This window comes from Arthrobacter russicus (assembly GCF_031454135.1).
Lineage (GTDB): Bacteria > Actinomycetota > Actinomycetes > Actinomycetales > Micrococcaceae > Renibacterium > Renibacterium russicum.
This window is the reverse complement of record NZ_JAVDQF010000001.1, coordinates 1,847,145-1,863,938: the sequence shown is the minus strand read 5'-3', so window position 1 is coordinate 1,863,938 and position 16,794 is coordinate 1,847,145. Positions and strand designations below refer to the sequence as shown.

Annotated in this window: 16 protein-coding genes; 7 read left to right on the top strand and 9 right to left on the bottom strand. The window is 65.1% G+C overall.

Annotated elements, in window-relative coordinates; all coding sequences use genetic code 11:
• Window positions 1–5: 5 nt before the first annotated feature.
• A complete protein-coding gene (locus JOE69_RS08690; protein WP_374709743.1) occupies window positions 6–1,712 on the bottom strand; it encodes a glycoside hydrolase family 13 protein in 1,707 nt (568 codons plus the stop codon).
• A 181-nt stretch (window positions 1,713–1,893) separates the two neighbouring features.
• Here JOE69_RS08690 and JOE69_RS08685 point away from each other — a divergent pair, with 181 nt between their 5' ends.
• From JOE69_RS08685 to JOE69_RS08670, 4 genes are all read left to right on the top strand, one after another.
• The gene (locus JOE69_RS08685; protein WP_309797858.1) at window positions 1,894–3,159 is read left to right on the top strand and encodes an ABC transporter substrate-binding protein; all 1,266 of its coding nucleotides are present in this window, start codon (window positions 1,894–1,896) and stop codon (window positions 3,157–3,159) included.
• Between the two features lie 69 nt (window positions 3,160–3,228).
• Window positions 3,229–4,248 (top strand): carbohydrate ABC transporter permease, encoded by a 1,020-nt coding sequence (locus JOE69_RS08680; protein WP_296362860.1) that lies wholly within the window; start codon window positions 3,229–3,231, stop codon window positions 4,246–4,248.
• Window position 4,249: 1 nt separating this feature from the next.
• The gene (locus JOE69_RS08675; protein WP_309797856.1) at window positions 4,250–5,131 is read left to right on the top strand and encodes a carbohydrate ABC transporter permease; all 882 of its coding nucleotides are present in this window, start codon (window positions 4,250–4,252) and stop codon (window positions 5,129–5,131) included.
• Window positions 5,128–5,397, top strand: a complete 270-nt coding sequence (locus tag JOE69_RS08670) for a hypothetical protein (RefSeq protein WP_309797854.1) — start codon at window positions 5,128–5,130, stop codon at window positions 5,395–5,397. Before JOE69_RS08675 ends, JOE69_RS08670 begins: the two co-directional genes overlap by 4 nt.
• 3 nt (window positions 5,398–5,400) lie before the next feature.
• Here the strand turns inward: JOE69_RS08670 and JOE69_RS08665 are convergent, their stop codons facing one another.
• Window positions 5,401–5,544 carry a hypothetical protein gene (locus JOE69_RS08665; protein ID WP_309797852.1) on the bottom strand — a complete coding sequence of 48 codons (144 nt, stop codon included), beginning with the start codon at window positions 5,542–5,544 and terminating at the stop codon, window positions 5,401–5,403.
• On the opposite strand from JOE69_RS08665, the gene JOE69_RS08660 reads away from it, so the two are divergent.
• On the top strand, window positions 5,480–6,430 hold the full coding sequence (locus JOE69_RS08660; RefSeq protein ID WP_309801225.1) for a LacI family DNA-binding transcriptional regulator: 951 nt from the start codon (window positions 5,480–5,482) through the stop codon (window positions 6,428–6,430). The two genes, JOE69_RS08665 and JOE69_RS08660, sit on opposite strands and share 65 nt — an antisense overlap.
• Window positions 6,431–6,579: 149 nt before the next feature.
• Window positions 6,580–7,014, top strand: coding sequence for a DoxX family protein (locus JOE69_RS08655; RefSeq protein ID WP_296362865.1), 435 nt, complete (start codon window positions 6,580–6,582; stop codon window positions 7,012–7,014).
• Window positions 7,015–7,035: 21 nt separating this feature from the next.
• On the opposite strand, the gene JOE69_RS08650 is transcribed toward JOE69_RS08655, so the two are convergent.
• From JOE69_RS08650 to nadE, 6 genes are all read right to left on the bottom strand, one after another.
• Window positions 7,036–7,866, bottom strand: a complete 831-nt coding sequence (locus tag JOE69_RS08650; RefSeq protein WP_309797849.1) for a DUF8083 family protein — start codon at window positions 7,864–7,866, stop codon at window positions 7,036–7,038.
• A gap of 2 nt (window positions 7,867–7,868) precedes the next feature.
• Window positions 7,869–8,672, bottom strand: coding sequence for an exodeoxyribonuclease III (locus JOE69_RS08645; RefSeq protein WP_309797847.1), 804 nt, complete (start codon window positions 8,670–8,672; stop codon window positions 7,869–7,871).
• Window positions 8,673–8,780: 108 nt separating this feature from the next.
• Window positions 8,781–10,376 (bottom strand): DUF6297 family protein, encoded by a 1,596-nt coding sequence (locus JOE69_RS08640; RefSeq protein ID WP_309797845.1) that lies wholly within the window; start codon window positions 10,374–10,376, stop codon window positions 8,781–8,783.
• On the bottom strand, window positions 10,373–11,062 hold the full coding sequence (locus JOE69_RS08635; protein ID WP_296362872.1) for an ABC transporter ATP-binding protein: 690 nt from the start codon (window positions 11,060–11,062) through the stop codon (window positions 10,373–10,375). The genes JOE69_RS08640 and JOE69_RS08635 overlap by 4 nt, the downstream gene beginning before the upstream one ends.
• A 99-nt stretch (window positions 11,063–11,161) precedes the next feature.
• Entirely contained in the window at window positions 11,162–12,298 is a 1,137-nt protein-coding gene (locus JOE69_RS08630) for a hypothetical protein (protein ID WP_309797842.1), read from the bottom strand.
• Window positions 12,289–13,110, bottom strand: coding sequence for an NAD(+) synthase (nadE, locus tag JOE69_RS08625; protein ID WP_309797840.1), 822 nt, complete (start codon window positions 13,108–13,110; stop codon window positions 12,289–12,291). Before nadE ends, JOE69_RS08630 begins: the two co-directional genes overlap by 10 nt.
• Before the next feature lie 223 nt (window positions 13,111–13,333).
• On the opposite strand from nadE, the gene helR reads away from it, so the two are divergent.
• Entirely contained in the window at window positions 13,334–15,553 is a 2,220-nt protein-coding gene (gene helR / locus JOE69_RS08620) for an RNA polymerase recycling motor ATPase HelR (RefSeq protein WP_309797838.1), read from the top strand.
• Between the two features lie 12 nt (window positions 15,554–15,565).
• On the opposite strand, the gene JOE69_RS08615 is transcribed toward helR, so the two are convergent.
• On the bottom strand, window positions 15,566–16,582 hold the full coding sequence (locus tag JOE69_RS08615; RefSeq protein WP_309797836.1) for a LacI family DNA-binding transcriptional regulator: 1,017 nt from the start codon (window positions 16,580–16,582) through the stop codon (window positions 15,566–15,568).
• Window positions 16,583–16,794 lie beyond the last annotated feature (212 nt).

Here is a 16,794-nt window from a genome sequence, read left to right as displayed (position 1 = left end):
TGGGCTCAGCGGAGCCAGACCGCGTCGTTCGGGGCCAGAGTGCGCGATGCGTCGTCCGAGCTGCGCAGCAGCACGGTTTTCCCCGCGGGGAGTTCCACTGCGGCGGAGCCGAAGTTGGCGACGACGGTCACCGGGCCGTTGTCGAAGCTGAGCACGCCGTCGGTTGGCTGGTGCAGCCCGTTCCATACCAAGGTGCCGGCACCGAGTTTCTCTGCCGAGCGCAGGGCGAGCATCCGCCGGTAGAGCTCCAAGGTCGAGCCCGGAGTGCCGTCCTGCAGATCGGCGGCATAGCGGGCGAAGGACTCCGGTTGCGGCAGCCAAGGCTGTGCCGGGGCTGCTGAACTGCCGATGAAACCGAGTGCGGCTCCTTGGCTGGACCAGGGCAACGGGACCCGGCAGCCATCCCGGCCGGTCTCCTTGCCCGCGGTGCGCGCGAATGCCGGATCCTGGCGCACCTCGGCTGGCAACGTGGTGTGTTCCGGCAAGCCGAGCTCATCGCCTTGGTAGATGTAGCTGGAGCCGGGGAGCGCCATCTTGATCAAAGCCGAGGCCCGGGCCAAGCCCAAGGCTTCGTCGGGTTGTTCCTCTTCGGCCGAGATGCCTTTCGGGAAGCCGGTCGGGTCGCTCAGCCCGAAGCGGGTGGTGTGCCGCACGGTGTCGTGGTTGGAGAGCACCCAGGTGCTCGGCGCACCGACCGCCTCGACTGCGGCCAGCGAGTTGCGGATCGCACTGCTCACTCGTTCGGCATCCCAGCCGGCCAACAGGAACTCGAAATTGAACGCCTGCTGCATCTCGTCCGCGCGGATGTAACGCACGATCCGTTCGATCGGTTCGACCCAGGCCTCGGCAACCAGCATCCGGTCGCCGTCGTACTCTTTGAGCACTTTGTTCCAGGCGCGGTAGATCTCGTGCACGCCTTCTTGGTCGAAGAACGGTGCGATCGCTTTTTCGCCGCCCTCGGTCTGCCCTTCCACCATGGCCGCTGCGCCGGACCAGTCGGGCAAGCCCTCGGCCTTGACCAGGCCGTGCGCCACGTCGACCCGGAAACCGTCCACCCCGCGGTCCAGCCAGAAACGCAGCACCGCTTCCATCTCCGCGTGGACCTCGGGGTTCTCCCAGTTCAGGTCGGGTTGCTTGCTGTCGAAAAGGTGCAGATACCACTGGCCTGCAGTGCCATCCGGCCGGGTCAACCGGGTCCAGGCGTCGCCGCCGAAAATGGATTGCCAGTTGTTCGGCGGGAGTTCGCCGTGTTCGCCTTTGCCGTCGCGGAAGATGTAGCGTTCCCGGGCCGCGGAGCCTTCCGGCGCGGCAAGCGCCTCGACGAACCACTCATGTTCGTCGGAGGTGTGGTTGGGTACCAGATCGACGATCACGCGCAAGCCTCTGGCGTGCGCTGCGGCGAGCATTTCGTCGAAATCCGCGAGATTGCCGAACAACGGATCGACGTCCCGGTAATCGGCGACGTCGTAGCCGGCATCGGCCTGCGGCGACCGGTAGAACGGGGAGAGCCAGATGGCGTCCACGCCCAGCTGCTGCAGATAATCCAGCCGGGAGGTGACGCCGGCCAGATCGCCCATCCCGTCGCCGTTGGCATCCGCGAAAGAGCGCGGATAGATCTGATAGATGACGGCATCCCGCCACCAGGCTTGGTCCGGGGCGCTGTCGTCATCGAATTCGCGACTGCGGGTTGCAAGAGCGGAGTCGGATGTGATCTGGCTCACGAAAAAGCCTTTCAGTAGAATTTCAGAAGATTTGCGTAAACGCTTGCACTATCTTGCAGCAGCTTACTAGTATGATCGGCACCACTCAACTGTGCAGGTGTCAGGTTCCGATCAGGATTTGAACAGGTTCCCGGCGCTTCCGGTTCGAACGATCTCAATGAGGAGCATCAGCATGAAGTTCGCCAGGACAGTCGTCCCACTAGTGGTTGCCGGGGTCCTCGCGGCTGGCCTGAGCGCTTGCGGATCCGCCTCGGCGAGTGATTATGCGGAACAGAACCTGGAGGGCCGCGGGCCGATCACTTTCGTCCAGGGCAAGGACAACAACGGCGTGATCCAGCCGATCATCGACCGGTGGAATGCGAAGTACCCGGAGCAGAAGGTCACGCTCAAAGAGCAGACCGACCAAGCCGACCAGCAACGGGACGATCTGGTCCGCAACTTCCAGGCCCGGAACTCCGGCTATGACGTGGTCCGGGTGGACGTGGTCTGGACCGCCGAGTTCGCAGCGAAGCGCTGGTTGCAGCCGTTGACCGGGTCGATGGCGGTCGACACCTCGGGGATGCTGCCGGCCACCGTGGCAGCAGCGACCTACCAGAACACGCTGTTCGCCTCGCCGGTGACCTCGGACGGCGGAATGCTCTACTACCGCTCGGACCTGGTGCCCAACCCACCGAAAACCTGGGCCGAGATGATGTCGATGTGCTCCATCGCGAAAGCCAACAACATGAGTTGCTTCGCCGGCCAATACGCCCAATACGAGGGCTTGACGGTCAATGCGGCGGAGGCGATCAACTCCGCCGGCGGGCAGATCCTGGACGAACAGAGCAAACTCTCGATCAACACCCCGGAAGCCAAAGCCGGCCTGTCCAATCTGGTTGAGGCCTATCGCAACGGCAATATCCCGGTCCAGGCGGTGACCTATCAGGAAGAGCAGTCGCGGCAGGCCTTCCAAGACGGGAATCTGCTGTTCCTGCGGAACTGGCCTTATGTCTATTCGCTCGCGAGCACGGACGCCACCTCCAAAGTCGCCGGCAAGTTCGCGGTGACCGCACTCCCGGGCCAGAGCGGAGCGGGCGCCTCGTCGCTGGGCGGTGCGAGCGCCGGAATCAGCGTTTTCTCGAAGAACAAGGCGACCGCGCGGGACTTCGTGCAGTTCCTCACGAGCGAAGAAATCCAACGGTTCTATGTCACCCAGGCCAGCAATGCGCCGGTTTTGGCGAAACTGTACGACGACCCAGAGTTGGTGGCCAAGCTGCCTTACCTGCCGGTGCTGAAAACGTCGATCGAAAATGCGGTCCCGCGTCCGGTCACGCCGTTCTACCCGGCGGTGACCAAAGCGATCCAGTCGAATGCCTATGCCGCGATCCGCGGGCAGAAGAGCGTCGACCAGGCGATCATCGACATGCAGAAGTCGATGGAAGCCGCGGGCGTCAAATGACCTGCTCGGAACCGAAGAATTTGCGCATCAACGCCTGTCCGCTGACGCACGGGCACAGAAGGAGGGGTCATGTCCACCGCATTGCATGATAGTCCCGAGACGAGGGCCGGCCGGAAGAACCGGGGCAAGAACGGCCCGGGCGACGGCCAGCACCCGGAGAAACAGCAAGGACGCTGGGCCTTCTGGTTGTTGGTGCCGACCCTGGTGCTGATCGCCGTCGTCATCGGTTACCCGGTGGTCAGTGCGGTCGTGATGTCCTTCCAGCGCGATCCGGTGATCGGTGCCGACGGATTCTTCACGGACGGCGGCTTCGCCGGGTTCCAGAATTACATCGCTTGGTTCTTCCAGCAATGCCCGGCGGCCTCCGGAGGCACCCAGGCCTGCCCCGCGGGAACCTTGGGCGCGCAGTTCTGGGAAGCCATGGGGAACACTTTCTTCTTCACCATCGTGACCGTGACCTTGGAAACCGTGATCGGCTTCTGGATGGCGGTCATCATGGCGCGCAGCTTTCGCGGCCGCGGGCTGCTCCGGGCCGCAGTCCTGGTGCCCTGGGCGATTCCGACCGCGGTCACCGCCAAGCTGTTCTTCTTCATGTTCGCGTTCGACGGTGTGATCAACAAGACCTTCGGCACCGCGATCCTCTGGACCGGTTCCGAATGGCCTGCGAAATTCGCGATCATCATCGCGGACACCTGGAAGACCACGCCCTTCATGGCCTTGTTGATCCTGGCCGGTCTGCAGATGATCCCGGCCGAGGTCTATGAAGCGGCCAAGGTCGACGGGGCCAGCGCTTGGCAGCGTTTCCGGATGATCACCCTGCCGATGGTCAAGCCGGCGCTCATGGTGGCGATCCTGTTCCGGACCTTGGATGCGCTGCGGATGTTCGATCTGCCGTACATCTTGACCGGCGGCGCCAACGGGACCACGACGCTGTCGATTCTGGTGATCGACCAAATACGCTCCGGGTTCAACCTGGCGTCTGCGCTGTCCACGATCACCTTCATCGTGATTTTCCTGGTCGCCTTCCTCTTCGTACGATTCCTTGGCGCCAATGCGGTCCAGTCGGCTACCGGCGGAAAGAAGAAATGAGATGAGCAACCTGACGACTACCGCCAACCTGCCGTTGAACGACAAGTCCAGCAACCGGCTGCGTTGGGCGCAGAGCCGGACCTACGCCCAAGCCCTGATCATCGTGCTGTGGTGCCTCGCCCCGTTCTACTGGATGGTGGCCACCGCCTTCCGGCCGACGTCGGCCACTTTCGAGACCACGTTGTGGCCCACCCAGCCCACCTGGGACAACTTCGTGACCGCGTTTTCCACGGAGCGCGGGAACCACTTCGGCCAGGCGCTGTTCAACAGTGTTTTCGTCGGCGTCGTGGTCACCGTGATCGCGTTGCTGGTCGGCGTGTTCGCAGCCTATGCGCTGGCCCGCTTGAATTTCCGGTTCAAATTCATGGTGCTGGGCATCATCCTGGGCGCCTCGATGTTCCCGGGCGTCGCGCTGATCACTCCGCTCTTCGAACTCTTCACGAACCTCGGCTGGATCGGGCAGTACCAGGCGCTGATCATTCCGAACATCTCGTTCGTGCTCCCGTTGACCGTCTACACCCTGGTTTCGTTCTTCCGGGAGATGCCTTGGGAGCTTGAAGAAGCGGCCCGGATGGACGGTTGCACGCAGGGCCAGGCGTTCCGGAAAGTGATCATGCCGCTGGCGGCTCCGGCGGTTTTCACCACGGCGATCCTGGCGTTCATCGCTTCGTGGAATGAGTTCTTGATCGCCAGCCAGCTTTCCGATCAGAACACGCAGACCGTGACCGTGGCGATTGCTTCGTTCTCCGGAGCGCTGCCGCAGCAGGAACCGTACACCGCGGTGATGGCCGCCGGGACCATTGTGACCGTGCCGTTGGTCATCATGGTGCTGGTCTTCCAGCGTAAAATCGTTGCAGGGTTGACCGCGGGCGGGGTCAAATGAGCAAGACGCAACGGGAGCCGGCCCAAAAGAACCAGAACACCGGGGTCTTCGGATTGCCGGCCCGCGAAGGCCGGGCTGCCGAACAGCTCGACATCGGGATCGGGTTCCTGGGGTTCTGGGGCTTCGTTCTGATGGTCACGGTGATTTGGCAGGAACTCAGCGGCGCTTCCGCTTGGGGATGGGCCTTGCTGCTCGGCCTCGTGGTCCTGGTCATGGCACTGATGTTCCGCTCCCGGGCCAGACTCCAACGCAAGAACCAGGACTAGAACTCAGGAGCGCACCATCGCCACCAGTATCGAGGACGTCGCGGCGGCGGCCCAGGTTTCCACCGCCACGGTCTCCCGTGCCATCCGGGGACTGCCCCGGGTCAGCCCGAAAACCCGAGCACGGATCCTGGAACTAGCCTCGGACATGGGCTACGTCGCCTCCTCTGCGGCCAGCGGGCTGGCCACCGGGCGCACCCGGACCATCGGCGTGCTCGCGCCGTATGTCAGCCGATGGTTCTTTTCCCGGGCGATCGAAGGCGTGGACATCGAGCTGCACGCGCAGAACTACAACCTGATGCTGATCAACCTCGGCGGGTACGGCACCAGTCGGTCCCGGCTCTTCGAGCACACCATGCTCCGGAAGCAGATCGATGCCCTGGTGGTGCTGTGCCTGGCCATGCACCCTTCGGAGTTGGAGCATCTGCACCGGGTCGAGATCCCGCTGGTTTCGGTGGGTCCGGTGGAAGGGTTCCACGGGGTATCCATCGACGACTACGAAGCAACCCAAGTGGCGACGAACTATCTGATCGGGCTGGGCCACCGCAGGATCGCCCAACTGCAGGGCGTCGAAGCGGATGAGATGAACTTCGAAGTGCCAAAATTGCGCAACCGGGCCTTCGAAGCCACCATGCTCGCGGCCGGACTGGAGTTGCGCCCGGAGTGGGAACTGGTCGGCGACTTCACTTTTGCCAGCGGCGTGCGCGCCGCCGCCTGGCTGTTCGAATCCGGTACCGAAAGACCCACCGCGATCTTCTGCGCCTCGGACGAGATGGCGCTCGGTGTGCTCGCCGAAGCGCGGCGCCGGGGCATCCGGGTTCCGGAAGAGCTTTCGATCCTGGGCATCGACGACCACGAATTCTCCGCGGCGGCCGGATTGAGCACGATCTGGCAGGATCCGGTCGCCCAGGGGCAGAGTGCGGCGAGCATGCTGCTGAAGCGGCTGGACGGCGACGAAGCGGCGATCCGTACGGTGACCGCGCCGTATACCTTGTTGCAGCGCGAAACCACCGCGTCGCCCAGGCGCTCGCGCTGACCGTCGAGCAAACGCAGGAGGGGCCCGAACCAGGGAGATTGCTGTGAAGCGCGCACAGCTGTGAACCATTTGCAGCTGAGGCCCGTAACAAGGGGTGTTCTGGAGAGTTCCATGAGACGACTCATCCCAACCACAAAGGAGCACGCCCCATGGCAAGCAACAACAACACGGCCCACTTCGGCCTGCTGGTACTGCGCGTAGTCACCGGCATCATTTTCATCATGCACGGCTGGCAGAAGTTCGACCAAGGCATTCCGGCGACCACCGAGGGCTTCACCGCGATGGGGGTCGTCTTGCCCGAGCTGATGGCGCCGTTCATCGCCGGCCTGGAACTCATCGGCGGCATTGCACTGGTTCTTGGGCTGCTCAGCCGCCCGATCGCGGTCTTGCTGGTCGTGGACATGGTCGTGGCGCTGTTCCTGGTGCACCTGCCAAATGGCTTCTTCGCCGCCGTCGGCGGTTATGAGTTCGTGCTCGCGCTGGCCGCAATGTCCGCGACCATTGCCTTGGCCGGCCCCGGCAAGTTCGCGATCGACGGACTGCTCTTCGGCCGCAGCAAGCGGCTCAAAGGCGTTCTGGCCTAGTCTGCCGGCAACTGGCCCGGGCTAGGACGCCCGGGCCAGTTGCCGGATCGGGATCCACCGCGTGGCGAGCCGGCGGTATGCGGCCGCGGCGCCGGTGAGGTCCCCTTCGGCAATGCATTCGAGGCCCAAACGCACGTCCATCGGCGACTCGTCCGGATAAATCCGATCCGCGATCGCGCCGTAGTCCAGTTCGACGACGGCGGCATCCGGCAACCCGGCCAGCCAAACTTCCAAGTCGCGCAGTTCTTCCAACAAGTCCAGGTCCGGCGCCGCCACCACGAGATTGCCGAGGCCGGCTTCGAGGCGTTGCCTCGCTACGGCCAATGGCACCTGCACCCGGACCGTGATCACCCGGCTGCGCGATTCCACCACTTCGGTACGATCCGATTCGGAGATCAGCACGAACCAGCTGAACGGGATGCCCCAGGTCGAAGTCCTGGTCAGCAGCCGCCGCTCGGTGGCGATGTGCTCGTGCACGGTCTCGACCAGTTCCGGGCTGAACAGCAAATCGGCCAGCGTGCTGCCATTGCCCGAGCTGAAGGTTTCGACCGCCCGGGCCGAGCGCAGCAATACCTGGTTCACGTTGTAGAGCACCGGGCCGTCGTCGAGCATCTGCAGGCTCCGCACGCGTTCCGAGGCGGCATTCGGCAGCACTGGGGCGCCGGGGCGCACCACCCGCTCCAGCGAGTCGCTCAACTCGCGCAGATCGGAGTACATCCGGTCCGAGCTGGGCGGTGCGCCGTGCTCGATCAGGGACTGCTCTGCTTCGGTGAACTCGGCCAACGGCAAGTAGAGCCGCAGCGCCGAGACGAACGGCAAGTTGCTGTGCCCCAAATACAACTCGCCGGCCATGCTCAGGCCAACTCGGCAATCACCGGTGCGTGGTCCGAGGCGCCTTTGCCTTTGCGTTCTTCACGGTCGATTTCGGTGTTGCTGACCCGGGCGGCCAAGGCGGGGGAGGCCATGATGAAGTCGATCCGCATGCCTTCCTTCTTCGGGAAACGCAATTGCTTGTAATCCCAATAGGTGTAGACCCCGGGGCCGGGGTGCTGCGGCCGGACCACATCGCTGAACCCGGTCGCTTCGAAGGCCTGGAAGGCGGCCCGTTCCGGCCCGCTCACGTGGGTCAGCCCTTCATCCAGGAAATATTGCAGGTCCCAGACGTCATCGTCCTGCGGGGCGATGTTCCAATCGCCCATCAAGGCGATCTGGGCTTGCGGATCGGCAGCGAGCCAACCCTTGGCTTCGTCGTTGAGCACCTTGAGCCAGTCGAGTTTGTAGGGCATGTGCGGATCGTCCAGCGCCCGGCCATTGGGCACGTACAGGCTCCAGACCCGGACCCCGCCGCAGCTCGCGGCGATCGCCCGGGCCTCTTGTTCCGGTTCGGTGCCGGGTTTGCCGAAGGCCGGTTGCCCCGGGAAGGTGCGCTGGACGTCGTCGAGCCCTACTCTGGAGGCGATCGCCACGCCGTTCCACTGGCTGAAGCCGAAGTGGGCCACTTCGTAGCCGTTGTTTTCGAACAGCTCCCAGGGGAAGTTCTCGTCTTTGCATTTGGTCTCTTGGATGGCGAGCACATCGGCGTCCGTGCGGCGCAGCCAGTCCTCGACCCGGTCAGCCCGGGCCCGCAACGAGTTCACATTCCAGGTGGCAATCTTCACTCTTCCAACATACCTGCTCGCGCCGACCGGATGGCTCAGATATTTGCCCGCAGCGAGGCGAGCATGGTCTCGAGCTCTTCGGCGACTTGCTAGGCGTCCGCGGAAAAGTTACTCCGGTTTGTCCTCGCGCCGCCGGGTCAGGATCAGGAACATCAGCAGGCTCAATCCCAGTTGCACCGGAATCAGGATGCTCGGCGCGGCTCCGGCGAGCAGGCTGATCAGCACCGGTGCCAGGATGATCGCGGCAACATCCGGTCCGGCGAAAAACTGCGCCGCCACGCCTGGCGGCAGGGCACCGAACGGGGTCGCGATGGCCGGCCTGGACCAGTCGACCGGCTTCTTGTAGGCGCCGCGGAGCGAAGCGCCGGCCAGCGCCGGGCCGGCGATCACCCCGGCGAGGAAGAAGTTCAACGAACCCACGCCGGTGACCAGGAGCAGGCCGAAGGCGAGCACCGCCCAACCGAGGAGCAGCGCCGCCGGCACCGCCGAGTGCAAGCGCCGGGCGGTCCCGGCGGGGATCGGGAGCAACCGGTCCAGGATCGGGTTGCCCGCATTGAGTTTGAGCGGATTCGCCACGGAGCCGCTGGCCATCAGGCCGCAGATCAGCAGCGAGGCCAGGGTCACCGCGGCATCCTGCCCGCCGGTGAACGCGTGCAGGATCGCGGGGATCACAGCCAGGACGGCCAAGCCGAAGAGCCGGCCGGGGTGCCGCAGGTAGCGCAGAGCATCGGCCCGGATGACTACCGCGGAGGGGCTGCTGCCGAGCAGTCGGCGGCTCAGACTGCGTCGTGAGCCGGTGTTCTCCTTGGCGAACGAGGAGGAGAGCGCACTGGCATCCATGGATTGGATGCTGGATTGGATGAGCGAGGAACGGGCCGAATGTTCCCGCAGCGAGGTACTGCTGATCCGGCGCAGTCCGGGCAGCACCGCGATGCCCGCGATGACGCCGACGGGCAACAGGACTACCGGCCAGAGTTGTCCGGTCGCGGCCACAATCGGCCAGCTGGTGGGCAACCAGAGCAGCCAGCCGCCGGCCACCGGCAGGCCGAGCGCGGTGAGCAGGCCAAGCAATACCAGGAGTGCCAGCGCCGCGGTCAATGCCCGGTTGAGCAGCCGGGAGCCGGAAAAGTTCTGGGCGGCTTGGGCCACCGCGAACCCGCACAGGAACAGTCCGATGCAGCTGAGCACCGTGTCGGCGATTTTGGCCGGAGTCAGCTCGCTCGGTTCCACGATCGCCAAGAACAAACCGATGACCGCGCCCAGTGCAGCGCTGAGACTGGCCCAACGGAGCACCATCGGCCGCAACAACCCGCCCCGCGACACCGGCAACGGGAGCAGCCATTGGGTGCGTGGCGGATCCAGGTGTGCCGGGCCGAGCCGGGCGATCAACAGCACAGCGGCGCTGAGCGTGACCAGGGCCAGCAGGGCCCAGGCGATGTTGACCGAGACGATCGGGGTCAACGGCTGGATCAGTGGATTCGGGCCGCCCTTGGCCGAGTCTTCGAGATAGCTTCCGCGGATCTGGGCCACCAGTGAGAAGGAGCTCGCCAAGAGTACCGCGATGCCCAGGACGGTGACATAGATTTCGCTGAAGATCGTGTAGAACCCTACGGTCTGCCGGGTCAGCGGAGCCTTGCGGATGTAGCCGCGCAACTCCGAAGCGGTCAGCTCCTCGCGTTGCTCGGCAGCGTGTTGCAGGCTCATGCGGGCATCGCTTGGATCCGCTCGGCGGCCTGCTGCGCAGTGAGGCTTTCCACCTGGTCCGCGATGTACAGGGCCTTCTTCGACGCGGTGGTCAGGAATTCCGGATCGTGCGTGACCAGCAGGACCGTTTCGCCGGCCTTGGCCGAGTCGGCGACCCGGGCCGCCAGCGCACGCCGCATGTGCGTGTCCAGGCGCTGCTCCGGCTCGTCCAGCACCAGAAGGCCGCGCGGGCGGACGAAGGCAGCAGCCAGGAGCAATCGGCGGCGTTGACCGGAGGAGAGACTGGAGACGAGGGAATCGTCGTGTTCGGTGAGTTGGAAGAAGTCGAGCTCCGCATCGACGGCGGCCACCGGATCAGTCACGCCGTGGCCGGCGGCGACCATGGTCAGGTGCTCGCCCACGGTCAGCTCCGGGAAGAAGGCGTCGTCGTCGAAGACCATCGCAGCCATCCGGCGGAACTCCGGCGTCCGGTCGTCGACCTCGGCCTTGTTGAGCAGGACTTTGCCGCTCAATGCCGGGAGTTGCCCCACCACGGTGCGCAGCACGGTTGACTTCCCGGCGCCGTTGGGGCCGACGAAGGCCAGCGCCCCGGCGCCCAGGCCGAACGAGACATCGCCGCAGACTTGTTTTTTGCCATAGCCGACTTTGAGGTCGGAGACTCTCAGGGATACCGGGGAACGGGGCATAGGGCCGAGCTTAGCCGACCGGATGCAGGGGCTCGAACACTTTTGCACGGATGCTGGTGCCAGCGGTGCTGATGGTGCTGGCGGGTAGCCATTTCCGGGTCACTCGGCGTGCTTTGTGCGCCCGTGCCCGGCCGAAACTCCGGGATCTTCTTCGGCGTCTTCGACCAATGCGGCGATATTGCGGATGAACAGGATCAACCAGCCAAAGATCAGCGCCGCGACGGCCAGCTCCAGGCCGGTCAGGTTGTAATAGCCGAGCGGCCAGAACAGCAGTACGGCAACCATGATGCCGGCCAGCAACGCATAGGTGGTCAGGAAAAAACTCCGCGGGAAGTCCGGGACCCAGGCGTGCAGACCCAACGCCAACGCGAAGAAGACGAAGATCATCCCGGTGGCGAAGAAATTGTGCAGCAGTTGCAGTGCGTCCACCGGCACCAGGCCGACTCCGGAGAGGAACCCGCCCAACAGGATCAGCGTCCATTGCACGGCTTTGGCATTGACGGTTTCCATCTTCCGGAACTGCGCCCAGCGGCGCAGATCCCGCGTCATGTAGGACGCCAGGGTGGTGATCACCAGGCCGGAGAAGATCAGCGTCGCATTGAAGGCGTAGGCGGCCAGGCCATTGGTCTCGGTACCCAGTGCGCTGAAGTTGATCCGCCACCAACTCGGATCATCGGCGGTGATCATGGCGGTCAACGCACCGGTGAGCAGAAAGGCCGCGAGCAGGTTGGACAGCGAATAGGTGGTGATCCGGGCCCCGGAGAGCGAGACCGTGTAGGCCGTGGCAGCGCCGCTGACGCCGACGAAGAGCCCGCCGGCCAACGGTTCCAGGGTCAATCCCGAAAACGCGCTTTGGAACAGCGAAAATACCGCTTGGCAGAGCATGAAGGCGATCAGGGCGTGGGTGAAGGACAGCGCCGAGATGTCGAGGATCCGCCGGGCCAGCGCAGTCTGGCGCAACCAGGCGGATTCCGGGCGTTGGAAGGAGCGGGAATAGCTCATGGCGAAGATCCCCAAGCCGACGACGGCGACCGCGAGCGAGGCGAACTGACCCACCGAACCGTCGCCGGAAAGGGCCGGGTGCTGGCTGCGGATCAAGAAGAACAGGAAGGCTCCCGCGGTGAGCAGGAGCATCACGAGCACGGCTAAAGCGAAGGCCCGGGACTCGATGCTGACGGCGCTGAGCCGTTGCGGCGCCGCAGCGTGATTGTTCCCGGAAGCCGGGCTTACTTCCACCAGTCGTCAAGCAGGGTCACGGGCACGGTGCGCTTGTGCCGGGTGGCCAGATAACGTTGCTCGATCGCCTCGGCCGCCGCATCGGAAACCTCCCGGCCCTCGAGGTAGTCGTCGATGTCGTCGTAGCTCAGACCCAACTCGTCTTCGTCGGCCCGGCCGGGGACGCTGTCGAGCAGGTCCGCGGTCGGGACTTTGGTGTAGATCCGCTCGGCTGCGCCGAGGTACTGCAGCAACTGCCGGTTCTGCCGCTTGTCGAGCGTGAACAATGGCAGAATATCCGCTCCGCCGTCACCGAATTTGGTGAAGAACCCGGTGACCGATTCGGCGCCGTGGTCGGTGCCGATCACCAGCAGCCCGTGTTCGCCGGCCAAGGCGTATTGGGCGATCATCCGGGCCCGGGCCTTGATGTTCCCCCGGTTGAAGTCGCTCAGCTGCTCACCGGTGGTGGCTTCGTATTCTTTCTCCAAACCGTCGACGCCGGGTGCCACGTTGTAGGTCCAGGAACGGTCCGGTTTGATGAACGCCAAGGCGGCTTGCGCGTCGGCTTCGTCGTGCTGGACGTTGTAAGGCAACCGCACCGCGGTGAAGCTCGCCGCCACTCCTTCGGCCCGGAGCTGTTCCGCGGCGAGTTGGCCGAGCCGGCCGGCCAGCGAAGAATCCAATCCGCCCGAGATGCCGAGGACGAAACCCTTCGCCCGGCTGGCCTTGGCGTATGCCGCGAGGAAATCGACTCGCCGGGCCACTTCATCGGCCGGATTGACGGAGGGTTTAACACCCAGTTCAGCAATGATTTTCGCCTGGAGTTCGCGCATAGTGCCAGGGTACTACCTGGACGTTTCGGCAAGGTTTCGGTTTGCGGGGCGGACGCCGCTCGGCATCCGGAAAGCAAACCTGAAAAAGGGCGAGCCGTTGCTCCCCTCCCTTTTAAATCTATACCGTACCCGGGGGCTTGCGGCAAGGCCCCGGGTACGGCGCACAATGGTCAGTCGGCAACGGAAAATCAGCGGAAACGAAGCGGAAATGGAACGTACTGACATGACCTCGACTGACCTGGGCCCGAGCGCTTTCGAACTACCGGAAAGCCGCGCCGCCAAAGCGGCTCCGGCTTTGATCGCCGCCGACGAGCAGCATTTCGCAGCGATTGCCGAATGCCTGGAAACGACGATCGGCGAGCTGGCCGAGCGGCTCGACGCCGAACGCAAAGCCCCGGGCGGCTCCGGACAGGCCGCCCTGGACCGGGATCAGGAGATCCATCGGCTGTCCTCGAGATTGCGCACATTGCGGCGGTTCGGCCTGGATTTGTGCTTGGGCCGGATGGTCGGCACGGACGGTGCCGAACCGGTGTACATCGGAAGGCTCGGCTTGACCGACAATTCCGGGCGCCGATTGTTGTTGGACTGGCGGGGCCCGGCAGCCGAACCCTTCTTCGGCGCCACGCACGCCCAGCCGATGGGTCTGCTGAGCCGGCGTCGTTATCGCTGGAGCCAAGGCCGGATCACCGACTACTGGGATGAAGTGTTCACCGCGGACGGGCTGGTCGGAAACGCCGCGCTCGACGACCAGTCGGCCTTCATCGCGAGTCTGGGCGGCAACCGTTCGCCCCGGATGCGGGATGTGCTGGGCACCATCCAAGCAGGTCAGGACGCGATCATCCGGGCGGGCTCCCGGGGCGCACTCGTGGTCGACGGCGGACCAGGCACCGGCAAGACCGTGGTGGCTTTGCACCGTTCCGCCTACCTGATCTATGCCGACCCGAGGCTCGGACATCATCGGGGCGAGGTGCTGTTCGTGGGTCCGCACCAGCCATACCTGGCCTACGTCGCGGATGTGCTGCCCAGCCTCGGCGAAGAGGGGGTGCAAATCTGCACCCTGCGCGATTTGGTGCCGCAGGGGGCGGCCGCGGTGCCGGAGTCGGATCCGGAGGTGCTGCGCTTGAAATCCGCTGCGCAACTGGTCGCCGCGATCGAACCGGCGGTAGCCCTGTACGAGGAGCCGCCAAGCTCCGGGATGCGGGTGGAGACTCCCTCGTTCGACGTCTGGCTCAGCGCAGCAGACTGGGCGGAGGCCTTCGAATCCGCGGAGCCCGGGATGCCGCACAATGTGGCCCGGGACCAGGTTTGGGCGGCCCTGCTGAAGATCCTGGTCGACAAGTTGCGTGACGATTTCGACCAGGAATGGGAAGCGGAGAAAGACGAATTCGATGCTTACGGCATCAATACCGGGGACACCGAGCAGAAACTGCGGCGCGCCCTCGCTGCGAGCCCGGAACTGAGCCGTGCCTTCGGCCGCGCCTGGCCGCTGTTGGAACCGGCCGAAATCGTGGCGGACCTCTGGTCGGTGCCTGCGTACCTGCGCAGGTGTGCGCCCTGGTTGGCGCCGGCCGAAATCCAGGCCTTGCAGCGGTCCGATCCGCAGGCCTGGACGGTGGCGGACCTGCCTTTCCTGGATGCGGCGCGGTTGCGCCTCGGCGACCCGGAGGCTTCCTGCCGCCGGCAGCGCCGGGAAGCCGGAGCCGCGGCCGAGCGGTCCGCCATGTCCGATGTGGTCGGCGACCTGATCGCGCACGACGATTCCGAAATGGGCGTGATGTCGATGCTGCGGGGGCAGGATCTGCGGGCCGCGCTGGTCGACGACGGGGCGTTGCCGGAGCCGGAGCCCGATTTTCTGGCCGGGCCGTTCGCGCACATCGTGGTCGACGAAGCGCAGGAATTGACCGACGCCCAATGGCAGATGCTGTTGCTGCGCTGCCCGTCCCGGAGCTTCACGATCGTCGGCGACCGGGCGCAGGCCCGGCACGGTTTCCGGGAATCTTGGCCGGAACGCCTGGCCCGGGTGGGCTTCGACCGGATCAAGGTGGCCTCGTTGGGCATCAACTACCGGACGCCGGAAGAGATCATGGCCGAGGCCGAGCCGGTCATCCGGGCAGCGCTTCCGGACGCCAATGTGCCGACGTCGATCCGCAGCAGCGGGATTCCGGTGCGGCATGCGCGGGTCGCCGAATTGGCCCCGATCCTCGACGGCTGGCTTGCCGGGAACGCTGAAGGCATCGCCTGCGTGATCAGCGCCGACGGCGCGCTGGGCAACGGATTCGATGCAGCGCGAGTACGCGCGCTGACGCCGGAACTGGCCAAGGGCCTCGAGTTCGACCTGGTGGTCCTGCTTGAGCCGGAAGGCTTCGGCGAGGGCATCGAAGGGGCGGTGGACCGTTACGTCGCGATGACCCGGGCGACCCAGCAGCTGGTATTGCTCAGTTGAGCCGTCTCCCGGTCAGGCTGGAGCCTGCCCGGTGGATTGCCGGACCGTGAGATGCGTGGGCAACACCGCGAGCTCGCGGCCGGCACCGCCGGGGCCTTGCGCGATCCGGCTCAACAGCATCGTGATCGCGACCCGTCCGGCTTGCTCTACCGGCGCGGTCATCGTGGTCAGCGGCGGATTGCAGAAATCCGCGCCGAAGATGTCGTCGCAGCCGACCAGGCTGAAGTCCTCCGGCACCCGGACGCCACGTGCCGCGAACCGTTGCAGCATGCCGATCCCGATCAGATCGTTGAACGCGATGCCGGCGCTGGCTCCGGAATGCAGGGCGGCGTCTGCTGCGGCGGCGCCCGAGGTGGTTTTGGGTGCGAACGGGCCGAGTCGGCTGATCCGCAGGCCGAGGCGTTCGGCATGGTCTTCGATGGCGCGCAAGCGTCGGGCGTTCGACCAGGAACCGACCGGTCCGGCGGCGTAGGCTACCTGCCGGTGGCCGAGCGAGGCCAGGTGTTCCAGGGCCTGGCCCATGGAATCCGGCGTGTCGATGATGACCGTGGGCACCCCGTGGATGCCGCGGTTGATCGTCACCACGGGCAGCTGTGAAGCGGCTTCGACGATAGCCGGATCGCTCAACCGCGAAGCTGCCAGGACCACTCCGTCGCAGGTTCGGCGCAATGCTCCGAGCGCCTCTGCTTCGACTTCCGCGGATTCCTCGGTGTCCACCAGGAGTTGCGTGTAGCCGGCAGCCTTGAGCTGGTGCTGGGTGCCGCGGATGATGTCGAAGTAAAACGGGTTGGTGACGTCCGGAACCAGCAAGGCGACCGCGCCGGTCCGGCCGGAGCTCAAAGCGCGCGCCTGAGCACTGGGCACGTACTTGAGCTCGGCGGCGATCCGGGCGATTTTCTCCCGGGTTGCCGGGCTGACCCGCTCCGGCCGGCTGAGCGCGCGGGACACCGTCGATACCGCGACGCCGGCCACTGCGGCGATATCCCGGATGGTGACCGGATCCGGGGCCGGTTTTTCCTGCTGCGCCATGGGGCTCCCTTGCTGGACGGTCTGCGAGCCATGAAAACACTCACGGCAACTTATGGCAAACGCTTGCCACTGGTTGCCGCAGATTTTTAGACTCGGGCAACGGCCGAGGTCTTCCACTCGCAATGAATCCGGCCGGCATCCGGGGACCGTCCCCTCAACCGAGGAGCGAATGTGAAGAAAGTTCTGCGCAACAAAAGCCTCACCCTGATCAC